The organism is Alphaproteobacteria bacterium, from assembly GCA_039980135.1.
In the GTDB taxonomy this organism is placed as follows: domain Bacteria; phylum Pseudomonadota; class Alphaproteobacteria; order UBA6615; family UBA6615; genus UBA8079.
This window is the reverse complement of record JBDXCV010000006.1, coordinates 150,938-168,973: the sequence shown is the minus strand read 5'-3', so window position 1 is coordinate 168,973 and position 18,036 is coordinate 150,938. Positions and strand designations below refer to the sequence as shown.

The following is an 18,036-nucleotide window of genomic DNA, read 5'->3' as shown; positions in this document are numbered from 1 at the left end:
GGGACTGTTAGCGCGGGAAACGATCGTTGGGGATCGTTTTCTCGACGCTTTCCGTCGGCGCCGGGATGTCCCATGTCGCGAGGAACACACCACCGGCGACGATCACGGCAAGAAACAGGACAATGATGTACTTGGCCACGCGATCCTCCTAGCGAATCTGATGGGCGGTTTGAGACACGCGGCCCGTGCCATGACAATCTCCGGTCTCGCAGGGCAACGCGTGAATGCTTATTATGCCATCCGAACCATGGCGATATCGCGGCGAATTCTTTGCCGGACCGAATCGCATCAAGATAGCAGCGCATGAGCGATTCTGAACAAGCCGAAGGCGAACACAAAGCGGCGGAAATTCGACCGGCAGCACGCGACCGGGATCGTTCCATCGTGATGGTCGGCCTGATGGGGGCCGGCAAGTCATCCATCGGGCGCCGTCTGGCGGAACGTCTGGACCTGCCCTTCGTCGATGCCGATACGGAAATCGAGGCTGCGGCCGGTTGCAGCATTGCCGAATTTTTCGAACGCCACGGCGAGGCCGAATTTCGCGACGGCGAGCGTCGGGTCATCGCGCGCCTGCTGGAGGACGAACCCAAGGTCCTGGCTACCGGCGGCGGCGCCTTCATGGATCCGGAAACCCGCGCCGCGATCGCCCATGCCGGCATTTCGGTCTGGCTGCGCGCCGATCTCGACACGCTGGTGCGACGTACGTCCCGGCGCACGGATCGTCCGCTTCTCAATGACGGCAATCCCGCGAGCACACTGGAAAGCTTGATGGAGACCCGCCATCCGGTCTATGCGCAGGCAGATATTGTCGTCGAGAGCAACGACGGCCCGCCCGACGATACCGTCGAGCGGGTGATCGACGCTCTGGCGACGTTCAGGGACAGGACGGAGGCATCGCCCGCAAAATGAACTCTTCGGCACAAAGCATGCGCACCATCCGGGTTGACCTTGGCGCGCGCTCCTACGATATCGCGATCGGCCCCGGGCTGATCGACCAGGCCGGCACGCTGCTCGCCGAACGGTTGGGCGAACGCCGGGTGGTCATCATCACCGACACGAATGTCGGCCCGCTCTATGCGGACCGGCTCGACGCTGCGTTGTGCCAGGCGGGGCACCAGACGCGGATAATCACGGTTGCAGCGGGTGAGGCGTCGAAGTCATACGCCCAGCTCGAAACCCTGCTGGAAGACCTGATCGACGGCGGTCTCGAACGCGGCAGCGTCCTGATTGCGCTCGGTGGCGGTGTGATCGGCGATCTCACCGGGTTTGCCGCCAGCATCGCGCTGCGCGGGGTCGAATTCGTCCAGGTACCCACGTCGCTGCTCGCCCAGGTCGATAGTTCCGTCGGCGGCAAGACCGCGATCAATTCCCGCCACGGGAAGAATCTGGTCGGCACATTCTACCAGCCGCGGCTGGTCATCGCGGATACCGACACGCTCAAAACCTTGCCAGCTGCGGAACTGCGCGCCGGCTATGCGGAAACCGCCAAGTACGGCCTGCTCGGCGACGCGGCCTTCTTCGAATGGCTCGAGACCAACGCGGCCGCGATCCTCGGCGGCGATGCCGCCTCCCAGATACATGCGATCGAGCGAGCCTGCGAGATGAAGGCCGAAATCGTCAATCAGGACGAGCGCGAGACCGGCCGCCGCGCGCTGCTCAACCTTGGCCACACCTTTGCTCATGCACTGGAAGCCGAAACCGGATATGGCGCGGGCCTGCTCCATGGCGAAGCCGTCGCCATCGGCATGGTCCTGGCGTTCAAACTGTCGGCGCGCATGGGTTTGTGCGCGCCCGACGACGCAGCGCGGGTCCGGGCGCATCTCGATGCCGCGGGCCTGCCCACGGGCTTCCCCACCCATCCGGGAACCGGTTGGGACGCGGATATCCTGCTGGCCCATATGGGACGCGACAAAAAAGTCCAGGAAGGACGCCTCACATTCATCCTGGCGAACGGTATCGGCGATACGTTCGTCACCAACGAGGTGGCGGCCGACGATGTGTCACGCCTCCTTACCGAGACGGCGACCGCCGCCTGACGCAAATCCAACAGGTTCTATAACCATGAGCGATCCCCTCACTCTCATCGTCATCGGAATTGTCATTCTCCTGGCGCTTTCGGCGTTCTTCTCGGGCTCCGAGACGGCGCTGACCGGCGCATCTCGGCCGCGCATGCATCTGCTGGAGAGCGAGGGCAACCGACGGGCCGGGACCGTCAACCTGCTGCACGCCCAGCAGGAACGCCTGATCGGCGGCATCCTGATCGGCAACAACATCGTCAACATCCTCGCCTCGGCGCTGGCCACCAGCGTGATGATCACCCTGTTCGGGGATGCCGGTGTCGCCTACGCGACGATCGCCATGACAACACTGGTCGTGATTTTCTCCGAGGTCCTGCCGAAAACCTATGCCATCCGGCATGCCGACGACGTCGCGATCGCCGTCGCGCGGCCGATCCGTTTCGTGGTCCTGGCGCTGACGCCGCTTTCACGCGCGATCGAAATGATCGTCGGACTGCTCCTGAGTTTGATGGGCGAGAAAACGTCCGCGGAGGAGGACGCCGCGCGCGAGCAGGAACTGCGTGGCGCCATTCGCCTGCACGCCGACACGAACAGTGTGTCCGCGCATGAGGGGCTGATGCTCGGCGGGGTGATGGATCTCGACGATGTCGAGGTCGGCGAGATCATGACCCACCGCACCGATGTCCAGATGGTCGATGCCGGCCTGTCGGCCAGCGAGATCGTGACCAGGGTCCTGGATTGCCCGTTCACCCGATTGCCGCTGTATGTGGACGATCCCGATAATATCGTGGGCGTGCTCCACGCCAAGGCGCTGCTGCGCGAAGTCCAGAACCACGACGGCCATATCGACGAGATCGATATCCGCGCGGTGGCTTCGGAACCCTGGTTCGTTCCCGAATCGACCGACTGCCTGCGGCAGCTGCACGAGTTTCGCGACAGGCGCGAGCATTTCGCACTCGTGGTCGACGAGTATGGCGCGCTGCAGGGCGTCGTCACGCTGGAAGACATCATCGAGGAGATCGTCGGCGAGATCGACGACGAGCATGACATTCCGGTTCCCGGCATGCGCCGCCAGGCCGATGAGACGTACATCGTCGACGGCCGGGTGACCATCCGTGATCTGAACCGGGAGTTCGACTGGAACCTCTCCGATGAGGAAGCGTCAACCATCGCGGGTCTCGTGCTGCACGAAGCGCGGTTCATTCCAGAAGAGGGACAGAGCTTCGATATCGAGGGCCTGAAGATCGACATTCTCCGGCGCACCGGCAATCAGTTGCGCTCACTGCGGATTACGCGGCGCGCGCCCGAGACCGAAGCCGACGGCCCCCCGAAGGCCTAGCGCCTCGCCACCGCGCGTCTGCCCCGAGGGGCGCCATTCTTGACCGGGACCGGGACGATCCTATAGTCCGGCCCAACGATATTTCCTTCGAGGATCAAGCCCATGCCACTGTCGAGCCCGGTCGCGCGCGAACATATTCACAATCGGACCGTCGAGTGCAACGGCTACCGGCGCCAGGACGGGCTGTGGGATATCGAGGGTCGCCTTGTCGATGTGAAGGCCTACACGTTCCACAACAATGAGCGCGGCGACGTGCCGCCGGGCGAACCGGTGCATGAAATGTGGATTCGTCTGACCGTCGATGACGACCTCACGATTCACGGCGTCGAAGCGACGACGGAATACAGCCCGTTTTCAGTCTGCAAGCAGGTGGCGCCGAACTTCGAGCGCCTCGTCGGGGTCTCCATCGGCCCGGGTTGGCGCAAACGGGTGCGCGACCGGGTGGGCGGCGTCGAGGGATGCACCCATATCGTGGAAATGCTTGGCCCGGTCGCCACCACGGCATTCCAGACCATCTACCCGCTGCGAAACAAGGAGAAGCCCGAAGGCGAAAGCGTTTCCACGCGCCCGCCGCGGCTGTTGAACACCTGCCATGCGTTTCGCAGTGACGGTCCGAAGGTAAAGGAATTCTGGCCCGAGCATTACGACGGCCCCGCCGGCGACTAGCAGCGGGTGACCAACGATCAGCGAAGAGCGGCGTTGAGACTCTAACCGACGGCGCGGGTCGCCGGGACGTAGGGCGCACGGTACGACGCGGGCCGTTCGATCATCGCGGGGGTCTTTGCCGTCGCCGCGAGGCTCTTGCGGGTCCGGATTTCCGCAAAGTAGCTGGCGATGAAGACACGGATCGCCGCCGTGCGCCCCAGTTCGCCCGCATTGGCGTCGATGACCGTGCAGAGGCGGTCAACCGCCATCTGTTCACGTGCCGCGATATCGGACAAGGCTTCCCAGAATTGGGGTTCCAACCGCACGCTGGTGCGCAACGAACCCACTGTGATGTTGCGATTTACAAGCATATTGGCTGCCCTTTCGACCCCTTCCGGGATTCGCGAATATCAACTGGGAGCAAGGTAAGGCGCTCGCAACAAATTTGCAACAGATAGAATATTATTGTTTCAGTTTGTTTCGTTCTGTGCTTCCTCCGGCGTTAACGCACGCATCGAAAGTGCATGCAGACCACCCTCGAATTCCGTGGAAAGCATGGCGAAAACCGACCTCTGTCGATTCACACGCGATTGCCCGACGAAATCCGGACTTACGATCACAATATCGAAATGTGTTTCCCCCTCGGGTCGTGCACCCGCGTGGCCCGCATGGAGGTGTGAGTCGTCCCGCACCTCGATTCGCTGGACATCGAGCCCCTTCTCAAGCGCGACCCTGATGCGTTCTGCGCGATTCATCGAATTCTCCAACCTTTGTGTCCTCTACGTATTTGCGTGCCTGATATTGCCTCGAACAGGTCCACCAGACATATTCCGCCCATGACACGGCGGCGCAAATCCATCGATCTGGACGACCTGCTCACCGAAGGCGGTGACGGCGCAACCGGCCTGCGCATGTGCGCGCAGTCCGGCTGCGAACTCCCGGGTGAATTCCGGGCCCCGAAGTCACGCGACAATGTCCGCGAGTATATCTGGTTCTGCCTCGATCACGTGCGCGCATACAACAGTTCGTGGAATTACTATGCGGGAATGTCGGAAGACGAAATCGAAACCGACCGGCACGGCACCACATTCTGGCACCGGCCGACCTGGCCGTTGAACGGCAAACGCCCCGGCGAAGGCATCCGGGACGATTTCGGTTTCTTCGAGTCGGAAGCCGATGCGGCCGCAGGGGCCACGGCCGGCGCCCATACCGCCGGAATGGACTCCGAAACTGTTGACGCCCTTGATATAATGAAATTGTCGCCACCGTTGACCGCAGACGCTATAAAGCGGCGCTACAAGGAGCTGGTCAAACAGCATCATCCTGACGCGAATGGCGGCGACAAGCTGGCGGAAGAACGTCTCAAGGCGATCAACCAAGCCTACGCAACGTTAATGCAATCGGTCGGCCCCTGAGGGAGCCGCACCGCACGAAGAAAATTTGACGAAAGTGGACCGGATTATGGAAGCAACTGAATCGATCACAAGTGCAGATATGCCCGTCAACCCGGAGCCGGACATCAAGGTGTCGGCCCGCCAGGTTTTCGGCATCGATTCCGACATGGAGGTTCCGGCCTTCTCCGAAGAGACTGTGCACGTACCGGCGCTCGACGAGAGCTACCGGTTTGATCACGACACCACGCTCGCGATACTCGCCGGCTTTGCCCACAATCGCCGTGTGATGATCCAGGGTTATCACGGCACCGGCAAGTCCACCCATATTGAACAGGTCGCCGCACGCCTCAACTGGCCGTGCGTCCGGGTCAACCTCGACAGCCATATCAGCCGCATCGACCTGATCGGCAAGGATGCGATCGTGCTGCGCGACGGCGTGCAGGTCACGGAATTCCGCGAGGGCCTGCTGCCCTGGACCCTGCAACATCCCTGCGCCCTCGTCTTTGACGAGTATGACGCGGGCCGACCGGACGTGATGTTCGTGATCCAGCGTGTGCTGGAAGCCGACAGCAAGCTGACCCTGCTCGACCAGAACAAGGTCATCCGCCCCCATCCCAGCTTCCGGCTCTTCTCCACGGCGAACACCGTTGGTCTGGGCGACACGACGGGCCTGTATCACGGCACCCAGCAGATCAACCAGGCGCAGATGGATCGCTGGAACATCGTCACCACGCTGAACTACCTGCCCCATGAGCAGGAAGTCGACATCGTGACGGCGAAATGCCCGGCCTATGACAGCAAGGAAGGCCGCGAGAAGATTTCCGCCATGGTCGCGACTGCCGACCTGACGCGTTCCGGCTTCGTCGCCGGCGACATCTCAACCGTCATGTCGCCGCGAACCGTGATCACCTGGGCCGACAACGCCGAAATATTCGGTTCGATCCCGCTCGGCTTCCGGGTCACCTTTCTGAACAAGTGTGACGAAGTCGAACGTTCGACGGTCGCCGAATATTATCAGCGCTGCTTCGGGACCGATCTCGAAGACGGCGTGGTCGCACCGGCCCCGACCCAGTAAGACGCCGATGGCGGGATCAAACAGAAGCGGCAACGACGGACCGGTCGAGGAGTTCCGGCGCGTCACGGCTGCGGCCATGCGCGCCATCGCCCGCGAGCCGGAACTCACTGTCTCGTTCACACCTGACCCGCCGGGCATCAGCGGAGAAGAGGCGCGCCTGCCTCTGCCGAATCGTGACCTGCCGGCAGAGGATGTCAGCGTGGTGCGTGGCGAGGCCGACGCGCTGGCGCTGCATCTGCGCCATCACAACAGCGAACTGCACGCGACCCGATTGCCCTCGGCACCGGCCGCACGCGCGCTTTATGACGCGGTGGAGCAGGCGAGGGTCGAGGCCATCGGCGCCAACCGGATGTCCGGGGTTGCCGACAATCTGGGCGCCGCACTCGAAATGCGCTGCCGGGACAAGGGTTTTGCGCGGGTGACCCAGCGCGAACAGGCGCCGGTTTCGGAAGCCGTGGCCCTTCTGGCGCGGGAAGCGCTGACCGGCGCACCGCCACCGCCCTCAGCCCGCCAGATGGTCGACGTGTGGCGGCCCTTCGTGGAATCCAAGATTGGCGGCGCATTGTCGGAACTGAGCGACAGCCTGGATGATCAAGTCGCCTTCCAGGATGTCATCCGGCAAATGATCACCGATCTCGGACTTGCCGATGAAGAGATGGCCGCCGATACCGATTCCGACGACAGCACCGGAGAGGATCAGGAGAACGCCGACGGCGAGAGCACCGGTGAGGGCGAGAGCGACGGCGAAGCGCGGGCCATGGACGGCGAAGGCGAAGACGAAGAGGCCGGTGCCGAGAGCGAAGAAATGGACATGCCGTTCGAGGATGGCGATGGCGATATGGAGCAGGGCGCGGGCGAGGAAGATCCCGACGCACCGGGTCAGCCCTGGCGCCCGCCCGAGTATGGACACAACCAGGGCGAACAGTTCGTCTATGGCGCCTACACGACGGAATATGACGAAATCGTCGAGGCCCCCGACCTTTGCGACCCCGATGAACTCTCGCGCCTGCGCCAGCAACTCGACCAGCAGCTCGGCCATCTGCAGAGCGTCATCTCGCGGCTCGCCAACCGGCTGCAGCGCCGCCTGATGGCGAAACAGACGCGAAACTGGGAATTTGATCTCGAGGAAGGGCTGCTCGACACCGCGCGCCTGACCCGCGTCGTGACCAATCCGGCGCATCCCTTGTCCTTCAAGATGGAGGAGGACACGAATTTCCGCGATACGGTCGTCACCCTGCTGATCGACAATTCGGGCTCGATGCGCGGCCGGCCGATATCCGTCGCCGCCATGAGCGCCGATATTCTGGCGCGCACATTGGAACGCTGCGGCGTGAAGGTCGAAATCCTCGGCTTCACGACCCGCGCCTGGAAGGGCGGCCAGGCGCGCGAAAACTGGCTCGCCGCTGGAAAGCCTGCCAACCCGGGCCGGCTCAACGACCTGCGCCACATCATTTACAAATCCGCCGATGCGCCGTGGCGCCGCGCCCGCAAGAATCTCGGCCTGATGCTGCGCGAAGGCCTGCTCAAGGAAAACATCGACGGTGAAGCACTGTTGTGGGCCCACAACCGTTTGCTCGCGCGCACGGAGCAGCGGCGCATCCTGATGATCATCTCGGACGGTGCGCCGGTGGACGATTCGACCCTCTCGGTGAACGCCGGCAATTATCTGGAGCGTCACCTGCGCCAGATCATCGATTGGATCGAGACCTACTCGCCCGTCGAACTGCTGGCCATCGGCATCGGCCATGATGTGACCCGCTATTATCGCCGCGCGGTGACGATTGTCGACGCCGAGCAGCTCGGCGGCACGGTGATGGATCAGCTGGCCGAGCTCTTCGACGAGGAAGACGGCGCGGCCCGCAAGCCGCGCGGCGGATCGCGGCGCGTCGCCTGAAGCCGGTCACTTCGGTCATGTTCGTGCTGCGGAATGCGGCTATAAAAGACCCATGATCCGGCTTTTCACCTGTTTCCTGATTGCCTGCGCAATCGCGCTGCCGCCGGCGCTGGCGGACACCACACCGATTCCCCTGCACAAGGGACTGAGCGGACAGGACCGCGTGGGCCGGCTGGTCTGGCGCGGCGGGATCGAGATGAACTTTGACAATCCCCGCTTCGGTGGCATCTCGGCCATGGAGATCGAAGCCGGCGGGCGGACCCTGACCGTGCTCACCGACCGCGGCCACCGGGCAGAACTGTTCCTCGAGTATGATCCGTCCGGCGACCTGTCCGCCGCAAAGCTTGTCGACCTGGAACCCGTGACCGGTGCCGTCGGTCGGTCGATCGAGGACGACCGGAATTCCGATATCGAGGCGATCGCGCGGATGCCCAACGGGGGCTGGCTTGTCGCCTTCGAGCGCAATCACCGGCTGCTGCACTTCCCCGCATCCTACGCACCGCTGCGCGCCTCCCCGCGCCTGCTTTTGACTCCACCGGGGCTGGAGCGCGCGCGCTCGAACCGGGGCATCGAGGCCGCGAGCGAAACCGCCGACAAACAGATCCTCCTGATCTCCGAAGACCTCAAAACTACTCCCGCATTCAACTTCGCCTGGCTCGGTAACGGCGCCGACTGGACGCCGATGTCCTACACGCTGTTTCCGCCCTACAAGCCTACCGGCGCGGCGTTACTGCCCAATGGCGACATCGTGGTGCTGGAACGTCGGTTCACACCGCCCGGCGACGTGGGTTCCCGGATCGCGCGAATCGCGCGCCGAAGCCTGCGCCCGGGCGCACCGATCCAGACGCGGGAACTCGCCCGACTCGAGAGACCGTTCGTGACAGAAAATTTCGAAGCGGTGACCGCGCGCTCTGCCGGGCGCGGACAAACCCTGATTTACATCGCGAGCGACAATAATTTCTCGGACAAGCAGCGAAATTTGCTGCTGATGTTCGAACTTCTACCCTAGTCCATTGGGACAGCGCGGCCCGATCAGCCGTCGATCCACCAGGCCCGCCGCACGGCGTAGTCATCATTGTCGATTGCGGCGCGCACGTCTTCGAGCAGACGGTTCATGAACCGCACATTGTGGACCGCCAGCAGCGACACCGCGTTCAGTTCACCCGCCTTCACGAGGTGGTGCAGGTAGGCTCGCGAGACGCTGGTGCAAGTCGCGCAATCGCATTCGGGATCGAGCGGCGTGGGGTCCTCGCGAAACCGCGCATTCTTGATGTTGATGAACTCGCGGCCATTGTCCGTCTCACCCAGCCCGGGCCTGATATAGGCGCTGCCATGGCGTGCCAGACGGGTCGGGTTGACGCAATCGAAGGTGTCGATGCCCTTGGCGACCCCGTTCCAGACATCGCGCACGCTGCCCACGCCGAGCAGGTGGATCGGACGCGGGGTCGTGGCTGCGGCGTTGAGTGGCGCCATGGCGAGGGCGACCACCTCGTCCATCTCTTCCGGCGTACCGCCGAGACAGCCGCCGACCGCGTAGCCGAAATAGGGCTGGGCCGCGGTGAACTCCGCGCTCTCCTTGCGAAGGTCTTCATAGACCCCGCCCTGGATGATCCCGTACAGCCCCTGCGGTCCCGCCGAGCCTTCCTCGGCTTCCTGGAAGGCCGTGATAGAGCGCAACGCCCAGCGGTGGGTCAGCCCCATCGATTGGGCCGTGTAGTCACGATCGACATGGTAGGGTGTGCACTCGTCGAGGACGAGAATGATGTCGGCGCCGATCTGGCGCTGAATACGGATCGAATCTTCCGGCGTCAGCGTCACCCGGGCCCCGTCGACATAGGAACGGAACGACGCGCCGGCCTCGTCGATCGCCAGCAGGGACGGGTCGCGAACGTCCGTGCGGCTGCCCTTGATTTCTTTCTCATCCCCGCCCCGACCCAGGGAAAAAATCTGGAATCCGCCCGAATCCGTCAGCATCGGACCGTCCCAGCCCATCATCTTGTGCAGGCCGCCCAATGCCGCCACGCGCGCCGCGCCGGGCTGGAGCATCAGATGGTAGGTGTTGCCGAGAATGATCTGGGTGGATTCGGCCCGCGCCTGGGCTGGCAACACGCCACGCAACGCGCCGCGGGTCGCACAGAATATAAAGGCCGGGGTCTCGATCACCCCATGGGGCGTGGTGATACGGCCGCGCCGCGCCGCATCGGGCCAGCCGTCCTGGCCCGTCACGCGGCGGGTCACTTCAAAATCGAAACCTGGATAGTCGGTCATGCTCGGTTCAATCCGGGTTGTCGGCACCCCGACGATATCGGGGCGCGATCATATACATCACGGGCGCAAAAAAGCCCGCGAAACGCGGGCCTTTGTCGTGATCGAACCGAGTCGCGGCTAGGCGGCCACGGCGACCTTTGCAAGATCACGTTTCATGCGGCGCAGTTCGCGCGGCAATTTCGCCGCGGCCGTGCCGCGCAGGAACGCATCAACGCCACCCTTGTGCTCGATGGTGCGGATCGCTCGCGCCGACAGATTCACGCGTACACCGCGCCCGAGGGACTCGCTGTACAGCATCGTGGACTGCAGGTTCGGCAGGAACCGGCGGCGGGTCTTGTTATGGGCATGACTGACGTTGTTTCCGGTCAGCACACCCTTGCCTGTAATGGCGCAGCGGCGCGACATAGTACTCGCTCCATGAACAGCTAACGCGCCGAAATCGGCGCGAACGGCGGTGGTTTTAGGCGATGGCGGGGGTCGGGTCAAGCCCGCCGGACAACGAATTAGGCACTGCGAAACGCCTCGAGCAACGACTGGGCTGCCGCGGACGGCGTGATCTCCGCGTCCGAGACCTGGCGTTCGAGCGATTCGAGCTTCTCACGGACCGCGGGATGGCGCCGAAAACCGACCAGCAAATGCTCATCGACCTCCCCCCACATCCAGCGCCGGGCCTGGGCGGCGCGCCGTTCTTCCAGCGTACCGCCCGCCGTGGCCTGGGCGCGATAGGCCTCGGTCGTCTCGCGAACTTCCTCGATACCGGTTTTTTCCACCGACGAGCAGGTCAGCACCGGAGGTATCCAGTCGGCCGTAGTCGGGTGCAACAGGCGGATTGCACTGGCATATTCGGCCGCGGATCGCTGCGCAGCGGCGGCCATGTCTCCATCCGCCTTGTTGACGACCACAAGGTCGGCGAGCTCCATGATTCCGCGCTTGATCCCCTGAAGCTCGTCGCCGCCCCCCGGCAACAACAACAGCAGGAACATATCAACCAGGTCCGCCACCGCGGTCTCGGACTGGCCCACCCCGACCGTTTCGATCAGCACCACATCGAACCCCGCCGCCTCGCACGCGAGCAACACCTCGCGGGTTCGCCGCGCGACCCCGCCCAAGGTGCCCGCAGTCGGCGATGGACGGATGAATGCGTCCGGTGATCGGGACAGCTGTTCCATGCGCGTCTTGTCCCCCAGGATCGAACCGCCGCTTCGTTGGGAAGACGGGTCCACGGCAAGGACGGCAACCTTGTGGCCCCCGGCGATCCAGTCCTGCCCGAAGGCTTCAATGAAGGTCGATTTGCCGACACCCGGCACCCCGGATATGCCAATGCGCACCGCGCCCCCCGTGTGCGGCAATAGATTTTCAAGCAACTCCCCTGCCTGGGCGCGATGATCCTCACGGGTGGACTCGATCAGCGTGATCGCGCGGGCCAAAGCCCGGCGATTGCCAGTACAGACCTCGGCCGCCAGGCGGGCAGGGTCTTCGGTCGATGGATTCCTGTCGCTATCCGCCATGTCCCAACCTAGCGCGCTGTCGCCGGGGCCAACAATGCGCTGTCCGTGCGCGCCGGCTTGCCGTCGACCGGCGACGAGAGAATCACCGAACTCTGCGCCGGGCCGATCTTGCGAAACCGGGAGATGACATCCTCGAGTTCGGCGATGGACGAAACCGCCACGCGAATGACGAAACTTTCCTCGCCCGTGATGTGATGGCACGCTACCACCGCATCCAAGGACCGGCACAAGCCCGAGACCCGCTGAAAATCTCTGTCCGACACCGTCAGGCGAATAAACGCGCCAATCTCCTGACCGAGTGCGGCCCGGTCCACCCGGGCGGCATAACCCATGATGACGCCCGCCGCCTCGAGCCGACGAATGCGGTCGGCCACGGCGGGGGTCGACATGCCGATCCGCCGGCCGATCTCACGAAACGATAAACGCGCATCCGCCTGGACGACATCCAGCAACATATGATCGACCGCGTCCAATAAACCTTCCATTTGTCAGGCGAACCTAAGCATCATATTTCATACGGAATTCATATTATATATTCTACTTACATTCAATCGTTTTATTGATTTGTTATATTACGTTTAGAATATTTTTCTTATCCGTACCATACATTCGTGCGAAGACAGCCTCATCCGCCTGACGATTGTCAGGCGAATTGCCGGCGATCGTCCAGGCCTCCCTGGATCACCGCAGAAATTCGTTATTTGTGCCGGTCGACGGCGCGCGACAAAAGAAGATAGGCCTTGCCTACATCCGCCGTCAGCAGGCTGGCGCTGAGCAGTTCGTCCGGGTCGGCCTCACCCGCTTGGGTCAACAAGCGCTCGAATTCACGCAGATATCGGCTCGCCAGCGTCCGGAACGCATCGTCGTCCTCGTACAGCTCGCGCACCCGGTTAAGGGCGATGGGGTCCTTCACGCGGGCTGAAATCCGGCGCAGGGCGACCCCGCGATCACCCTTCGCGAACCGGCGCATGATCTCGGGTGCGACATCGCCTTCCAACATGCCGTCCAGCTCGATGCCCAGAGACCCCAGCGTATCGAGCACCCGATTGACGCTGTGCAGCAGTACGCCGCGGTTTGAATCGATATACCCTTCACGAACATCATCGGCCTTCCGGCCCGCCTCTTCGGCGGCCTCGATCAGCGCGCGTTCCTGCATCCGGAATGTCGCCGCGATGGATTCGGACCGTTCGGCCACCTGGTCGATCGCCGATTGCATGTCGCGGGCCTGTTCGCGCAGCTGGTCACGCAGACCCTCTACCCGACCCTCCATGCGGTCGGCCGAGTTGGACAACTCGCCCGTGTGCCTGTCGAGAGATTGCATCGTGACCTCCGCGCGAGCGACGGCACCCTCTCCGGTCTCTCGCAGGGTCTCTGCACGGCCGACCAGCATCTCACCCAGTTCCCGCCAGCGCTCCAGAATGGACTCCACCGTTTCGCGCACATCGCGGCTGCGTGCCCCCAGCGATTCTTCGGTCTCGCTTGCCGCGCGGCGCATTTCCTCGGTGCTTGTCGTCAATTCCTCGCGGCGTTGGCGCAGCGCACCGGCCACCTCCGACAACCCCTCCGAGGCGACGCGGGCATTAACCTCGACCGCTTCACTTTCACGCTGAATGAGATCACGGACCTCGGACAGGCGGGCCAGAGATTCCGCGGCCGACTGTTGCAATGCTTCGGTGTGCTGGGTCAGGGATTCGCCCAGCGCCTCGGCGCGCGCACCGGCCGTCACGCTCGCATTCGTCAACTCCTGCGACTGGCGACGCAACGATTCATGCGCCCCGCGTGTGGCTGTTTCGGCGGTTTCCGAGGCTTCCGTGATTTCGCCCGCACCAACCCGCAGCGCCTCACTCAGCGCCGACAACCTGGTTTCGGCCCCGGTAACGATCTCGGACATGAAATGCTGGTCGTTGCCAAGCTGTTCGCGCAGATTGCGCAGATGCGCGCTCGCGCGCTCGGCGGCTTGGTCGAGCGATTCGGTACTGTCGCCCAGCGTGTCGCGAATGGCCGTGATGCGGGCCAGTGACGCATCCGCAGCCGATTCCAGTGTGTCGCGCTGCGCCACGATCTCGTCGCGTGTCTGCTGCGCCCGGCTCATGGAGAGGGAGAACTCCGTCTCTGCAATTCGCGCATGCTCACCGAGCGTATCGCGCGCATCATTGGCGCTGACGGTCACCTGTGCGGTCGATGCAGACAAGGCCGCCGCTGCGTCGCGCAATTCCGTCGACAGGCGTTCGGCTTCGACCGCGGCATTGCGCGCCACATTCTCCAGTGTGCTCGCCTCGGTGCGGAACATGTTGCCGAGCGCGCGGCCCTTTTCATCTGCGCTTTCGCCCGCTGCCGTCAGTTCATTCGCAAACCCGAGCAATCGTTCGCTGGCGCCATCCACCTGTTCGATGCTCGACCGTGAGATCGCCGCGAAGGCATCCGCCTGTTCGCGCAAATCCGCGGTCATGCTCTCGGTCTGCTGCCGGATGGTCGAGACACTGACCCCCAGCGCCTGTGCCGTTTGGGCCATCTCTGATGCCGCCGCCTCGGTCATCTCGCGGGCCTCCTGGCCCGCATTCTTCGTGACTTGCGCCATCTGTCCGGCCATCGCCGAAGCCACCCGGTCCAACGCGGCACCGGCCTCGTCCATCTGGCCGGTCATGTCCTGCATCAGCCGGTCCGCATGCGCCACCGCCTCTTCCGACATCGCGGCCAGCTTCTCCGACGCGCGTGCGACCGCTGCCTCGAATACCGTGCCCGCATCGGCGGCGCGCCGCTCCATATCCTCGCCCAGGGCACGGCTCCGGGTCAGCGCTTCGTCGGATGCCTGTGCGATCGCCCCGGCCGCCTGACTGCCCGCATCGCTGATCGCGGTGCTCGCATTGCCCGCCTGCTCCGTGACCGCGTTGACCGCTTCCCGGGTGCTGCCGAGCACCTGTTCCGTCACCGCGCGGATTTCGCCGGCCGCCGTTTCTCCCGCCCCGGCGACACGGCCGACGGTATTGGTCACCGCCTCCTGGAAACCCGTCTCGATCGCCTCGACCTGGTCATGCAACGCGGCGACCAGTTCGCGCACCATATCTGCCGCGCGGCGTGACGCCTCATCGATCACGTCAGCCTCGCCCTGCCCGATCTCGCGAATTTCCTCGAGACTGGCCCCGACACGCGCCGTCATCTGCGCCAGCTGCTCGGCCTGATCGCCCGCGGTCTCGTTGGTTTTCACCATCAGCGCGCGAAGCGCCGTGGCGATGGCTTCCATTTCGGCCGCCTCGCGTCCGAACCCGCCACGCAACTCCTGGAGATGCGCGCGCGCATCATTGATGGATTCTTCCAGCGCCTGCCCGTACAGGACCAGCATCTCGCCAAGCTCGGAAAGTTCCGAATTGGCATGCGAGAAGGGCGCCTCGAGCCGTGCGACCTGGCCCTCGAGCGATGTCAGCATATCTCCCAGGCGCTGGCGGCGTGACGTCAATGCGGCGAGAGCAAACAGAACCGCCGGCGGCACCAGAAGTCCAGCAACGAGGCCGCCGATTTCGTGGGGCAACAGTTGCGGCACGATCGTCCAGCCGACACTGCGCTCGACGAAAAGCACGAAAAACACCAGCCATGCGAAACCCGAGAGGGACAACAGCCAGCCAACAAAGTTCACGCGCCGTCGCCGCACGGGAGCCGCATCCGACCGCTCATCCGACCGGTAGGCTTCTTCGTCTTCGTGCCAAGCGTCCTGGTTTTCGGACATCAGGCCGCTTCGCGCCGGCGTACCCGGACCATATCGAGGACCTCGCGCGCGGCGGCCGGAATATTCGTGCCCGGTCCGTAAATGGCCGAGACACCATTGGCGTTCAGAAACTCATAATCCTTGGCTGGGATTACACCCCCACAAATCACAACAATTTCCTCTGCGTTTGCCGCCTGTAACGCCGCGACCAGCTGGGGCACCAGGGTCTTGTGGCCCGCCGCCTGGGTCGATACGCCGATAATGTGAACATCGTTCTCAACGGCCTGCTGCGCCGCCTCCTCCGGGGTCGCAAACAGCGGCCCCACATCCACGTCGAATCCCAGATCGGCGAACGCCGTCGCGATCACCTTGGCACCTCGGTCATGCCCGTCCTGGCCGAGCTTGACGACCAGCATGCGCGGGCGCCGGCCTTCCTCCTCGGCAAATGCCGAAACGTCGGCGAGCACCTCACGAAATCCCTCATCGCCCTCATAGGCGGCGGCATAGACACCCGATATCGACTTCACGGTCGCGCTGTGACGCCCGAAGGCCTCTTCCATTGCATCAGACATCTCCCCCACAGTAGCGCGCGCGCGCGCGGCATCGACGCAAGCCGCCAGCAGGTTGCCGTCGCCGGATTGCGCAATTTGCGTGATCGTTTCGAGAGCCGCCTGGCAACCGGCCGCGTCCCGGCCCTCGCGCACGGTCTTGAGCCGGGCGATCTGTGCCTCGCGGACCCGGCTATTGTCGATATCGAGCACGTCCATTTCATCGGCCGTGTCCGGCTGGTACCGGTTGACGCCGACGATCACATCCTCGCCCCGATCGATTCGCGCCTGGCGGCGCGCGGCAGCTTCCTCGATGCGCAGCTTCGGCATGCCGGATTCGACGGCCTTCGTCATCCCGCCAAGCGCCTCGACCTCGTCGATTATCTTGCGGGCCTCGACGACGAGCGCCTGGGTCAGGCTCTCGACATAGTAGGAGCCGGCCATCGGATCGACGACCTGCGTGATGCCGGCTTCGTGCTGCAGAATCAGCTGCGTGTTGCGGGCCACCCGCGACGAGGCCGGGGTCGGCAGTGCTACCGCCTCGTCGAACGAGTTGGTGTGCAGCGACTGGGTCCCGCCCAGGGTCGCCGCCAGCGCCTCGATCGTGGTGCGCACAACGTTGTTGTAAGGATCCTGCTCGGTCAGGGATACGCCGGATGTCTGGCAATGGGTGCGCAGCATCAACGAGCGTTCATCCCGGGCGTCGAACAGATCACGCATGGCATGGGACCACAGGTAGCGGGCCGCGCGCAGCTTGGCGATCTCCATGAAGAAATTCATGCCGATGCCGAAAAAGAAGGACAGGCGCGGCGCGAACCGATCCACATCAAGGCCGGTCGCCTTCGCCACCCGAACATACTCGATTCCATCGGCCAGTGTGAACGCAAGTTCCTGGACCGCCGTCGCACCGGCTTCCTGCATGTGATAGCCGGAGATCGAGATCGAGTTGTACCGCGGCATATGCTCGGCGGTATAGGCGATGATGTCGGCGACGATCCGCATCGACGGGGTCGGCGGGTAGATATACGTGTTTCGGACCATGAACTCCTTGAGGATGTCGTTCTGGATGGTCCCCGAAAGTTTCTCCGGCCCGACCCCTTGTTCTTCGGCGGCGACGATATAGCTGGCCAGCACCGGCAACACGGCCCCGTTCATGGTCATCGACACGCTCATCTCGTCGAGCGGGATTCCGTCGAACAGAATTTTCATGTCCTCGACGCTGTCGATCGCAACACCGGCCTTGCCGACATCCCCCACGACCCGCGGATGGTCGCTGTCATAGCCGCGGTGGGTCGCCAGATCGAAGGCCACCGAAAGGCCGCGCTGGCCGCCTGCGAGCGCCTTGCGATAAAAGGCGTTGGATTCTTCCGCCGTCGAAAAGCCCGCATACTGACGTACCGTCCAGGGGCGCCCGGCATACATGGTCGCCTTGGGGCCGCCCACGAACGGCGCGAAACCCGGCATGCTGTCCAGCCATGCAATATCCTCGAGATCGGCCGCCGAATAGATCGGCTTGATCTCGATTCCCTCGGGGGTCTCGCCGATCAGATCGCCGGGTGAGCGGCCACGCAATTCCTCGGCGGCACGGGCCGTCCAGTCGGCAAGCGTATGTTTGGGGAATTCCGCCATTTTTCGGCTCGTTGCACT

17 protein-coding genes are annotated in these 18,036 nt (G+C 63.7%); 8 read left to right on the top strand and 9 right to left on the bottom strand.

Going from position 1 to position 18,036, the window contains the following annotated elements:
• Positions 1–7 precede the first annotated feature (7 nt).
• On the bottom strand, positions 8–139 hold the full coding sequence (locus ABJ363_09010; GenBank protein MEP4379125.1) for a hypothetical protein: 132 nt from the start codon (positions 137–139) through the stop codon (positions 8–10).
• A 164-nt stretch (positions 140–303) separates the two neighbouring features.
• Here ABJ363_09010 and ABJ363_09005 point away from each other — a divergent pair, with 164 nt between their 5' ends.
• The 4 genes from ABJ363_09005 (at position 304) to ABJ363_08990 (ending at position 4,023) form a co-directional block, all read left to right on the top strand.
• Positions 304–909, top strand: a complete 606-nt coding sequence (locus ABJ363_09005; protein ID MEP4379124.1) for a shikimate kinase — start codon at positions 304–306, stop codon at positions 907–909.
• A complete protein-coding gene (gene aroB, locus ABJ363_09000; protein MEP4379123.1) occupies positions 906–2,036 on the top strand; it encodes a 3-dehydroquinate synthase in 1,131 nt (376 codons plus the stop codon). Before ABJ363_09005 ends, aroB begins: the two co-directional genes overlap by 4 nt.
• A gap of 25 nt (positions 2,037–2,061) precedes the next feature.
• Positions 2,062–3,357: an HlyC/CorC family transporter gene (locus ABJ363_08995; protein MEP4379122.1), complete on the top strand. Its 1,296-nt coding sequence runs from the start codon at positions 2,062–2,064 to the stop codon at positions 3,355–3,357.
• A gap of 102 nt (positions 3,358–3,459) precedes the next feature.
• Complete coding sequence (locus ABJ363_08990) at positions 3,460–4,023, top strand: DUF2889 domain-containing protein (GenBank protein ID MEP4379121.1); 564 nt, start codon at positions 3,460–3,462, stop codon at positions 4,021–4,023.
• 41 nt (positions 4,024–4,064) lie between these two features.
• Here ABJ363_08990 and ABJ363_08985 read toward each other — a convergent pair whose 3' ends face one another.
• Both ABJ363_08985 and ABJ363_08980 read right to left on the bottom strand, forming a co-directional pair.
• On the bottom strand, positions 4,065–4,373 hold the full coding sequence (locus ABJ363_08985) for a ribbon-helix-helix domain-containing protein (GenBank protein MEP4379120.1): 309 nt from the start codon (positions 4,371–4,373) through the stop codon (positions 4,065–4,067).
• Positions 4,374–4,472: 99 nt separating this feature from the next.
• Positions 4,473–4,757, bottom strand: a complete 285-nt coding sequence (locus ABJ363_08980) for a BolA family protein (protein MEP4379119.1) — start codon at positions 4,755–4,757, stop codon at positions 4,473–4,475.
• Positions 4,758–4,838: 81 nt separating this feature from the next.
• Between ABJ363_08980 and ABJ363_08975 the strand changes: the two genes are divergently transcribed.
• From ABJ363_08975 to ABJ363_08960, 4 genes are read left to right on the top strand one after another with little or no spacing between them, the layout of a single operon-like run.
• Complete coding sequence (locus ABJ363_08975; protein MEP4379118.1) at positions 4,839–5,417, top strand: J domain-containing protein; 579 nt, start codon at positions 4,839–4,841, stop codon at positions 5,415–5,417.
• A 46-nt stretch (positions 5,418–5,463) separates the two neighbouring features.
• A complete protein-coding gene (cobS, locus tag ABJ363_08970) occupies positions 5,464–6,471 on the top strand; it encodes a cobaltochelatase subunit CobS (protein ID MEP4379117.1) in 1,008 nt (335 codons plus the stop codon).
• Between the two features lie 7 nt (positions 6,472–6,478).
• On the top strand, positions 6,479–8,365 hold the full coding sequence (gene cobT / locus ABJ363_08965) for a cobaltochelatase subunit CobT (GenBank protein MEP4379116.1): 1,887 nt from the start codon (positions 6,479–6,481) through the stop codon (positions 8,363–8,365).
• Positions 8,366–8,417: 52 nt separating this feature from the next.
• A complete protein-coding gene (locus tag ABJ363_08960) occupies positions 8,418–9,374 on the top strand; it encodes an esterase-like activity of phytase family protein (protein ID MEP4379115.1) in 957 nt (318 codons plus the stop codon).
• A gap of 23 nt (positions 9,375–9,397) precedes the next feature.
• Here the strand turns inward: ABJ363_08960 and tgt are convergent, their stop codons facing one another.
• From tgt to scpA, 6 genes are all read right to left on the bottom strand, one after another.
• Positions 9,398–10,633: a tRNA guanosine(34) transglycosylase Tgt gene (gene tgt / locus ABJ363_08955; protein ID MEP4379114.1), complete on the bottom strand. Its 1,236-nt coding sequence runs from the start codon at positions 10,631–10,633 to the stop codon at positions 9,398–9,400.
• Positions 10,634–10,750: 117 nt separating this feature from the next.
• Positions 10,751–11,038 (bottom strand): 50S ribosomal protein L28, encoded by a 288-nt coding sequence (gene rpmB, locus ABJ363_08950; GenBank protein MEP4379113.1) that lies wholly within the window; start codon positions 11,036–11,038, stop codon positions 10,751–10,753.
• A gap of 98 nt (positions 11,039–11,136) precedes the next feature.
• The gene (gene meaB, locus ABJ363_08945; GenBank protein ID MEP4379112.1) at positions 11,137–12,141 is read right to left on the bottom strand and encodes a methylmalonyl Co-A mutase-associated GTPase MeaB; all 1,005 of its coding nucleotides are present in this window, start codon (positions 12,139–12,141) and stop codon (positions 11,137–11,139) included.
• A gap of 8 nt (positions 12,142–12,149) precedes the next feature.
• The gene (locus ABJ363_08940; GenBank protein MEP4379111.1) at positions 12,150–12,626 is read right to left on the bottom strand and encodes an Lrp/AsnC family transcriptional regulator; all 477 of its coding nucleotides are present in this window, start codon (positions 12,624–12,626) and stop codon (positions 12,150–12,152) included.
• A 212-nt stretch (positions 12,627–12,838) separates the two neighbouring features.
• Entirely contained in the window at positions 12,839–15,862 is a 3,024-nt protein-coding gene (locus tag ABJ363_08935; protein ID MEP4379110.1) for a hypothetical protein, read from the bottom strand.
• Complete coding sequence (gene scpA / locus ABJ363_08930) at positions 15,862–18,018, bottom strand: methylmalonyl-CoA mutase (GenBank protein MEP4379109.1); 2,157 nt, start codon at positions 18,016–18,018, stop codon at positions 15,862–15,864. The genes ABJ363_08935 and scpA overlap by 1 nt, the downstream gene beginning before the upstream one ends.
• Positions 18,019–18,036: the final 18 nt, after the last annotated feature.

Coding starts and splice junctions, on each gene's coding strand:
- ABJ363_09005 (MEP4379124.1), top strand. CDS start 304: ATGAGCGATTCTGAACAAGCCGAAGGCGAACACAAAGCGGCGGAAATT.
- aroB (MEP4379123.1), top strand. CDS start 906: ATGAACTCTTCGGCACAAAGCATGCGCACCATCCGGGTTGACCTTGGC.
- ABJ363_08995 (MEP4379122.1), top strand. CDS start 2,062: ATGAGCGATCCCCTCACTCTCATCGTCATCGGAATTGTCATTCTCCTG.
- ABJ363_08990 (MEP4379121.1), top strand. CDS start 3,460: ATGCCACTGTCGAGCCCGGTCGCGCGCGAACATATTCACAATCGGACC.
- ABJ363_08985 (MEP4379120.1), bottom strand. CDS start 4,373: ATGCTTGTAAATCGCAACATCACAGTGGGTTCGTTGCGCACCAGCGTG.
- ABJ363_08980 (MEP4379119.1), bottom strand. CDS start 4,757: ATGAATCGCGCAGAACGCATCAGGGTCGCGCTTGAGAAGGGGCTCGAT.
- ABJ363_08975 (MEP4379118.1), top strand. CDS start 4,839: ATGACACGGCGGCGCAAATCCATCGATCTGGACGACCTGCTCACCGAA.
- cobS (MEP4379117.1), top strand. CDS start 5,464: ATGGAAGCAACTGAATCGATCACAAGTGCAGATATGCCCGTCAACCCG.
- cobT (MEP4379116.1), top strand. CDS start 6,479: ATGGCGGGATCAAACAGAAGCGGCAACGACGGACCGGTCGAGGAGTTC.
- ABJ363_08960 (MEP4379115.1), top strand. CDS start 8,418: ATGATCCGGCTTTTCACCTGTTTCCTGATTGCCTGCGCAATCGCGCTG.
- tgt (MEP4379114.1), bottom strand. CDS start 10,633: ATGACCGACTATCCAGGTTTCGATTTTGAAGTGACCCGCCGCGTGACG.
- rpmB (MEP4379113.1), bottom strand. CDS start 11,038: ATGTCGCGCCGCTGCGCCATTACAGGCAAGGGTGTGCTGACCGGAAAC.
- meaB (MEP4379112.1), bottom strand. CDS start 12,141: ATGGCGGATAGCGACAGGAATCCATCGACCGAAGACCCTGCCCGCCTG.
- ABJ363_08940 (MEP4379111.1), bottom strand. CDS start 12,626: ATGGAAGGTTTATTGGACGCGGTCGATCATATGTTGCTGGATGTCGTC.
- ABJ363_08935 (MEP4379110.1), bottom strand. CDS start 15,862: ATGTCCGAAAACCAGGACGCTTGGCACGAAGACGAAGAAGCCTACCGG.
- scpA (MEP4379109.1), bottom strand. CDS start 18,018: ATGGCGGAATTCCCCAAACATACGCTTGCCGACTGGACGGCCCGTGCC.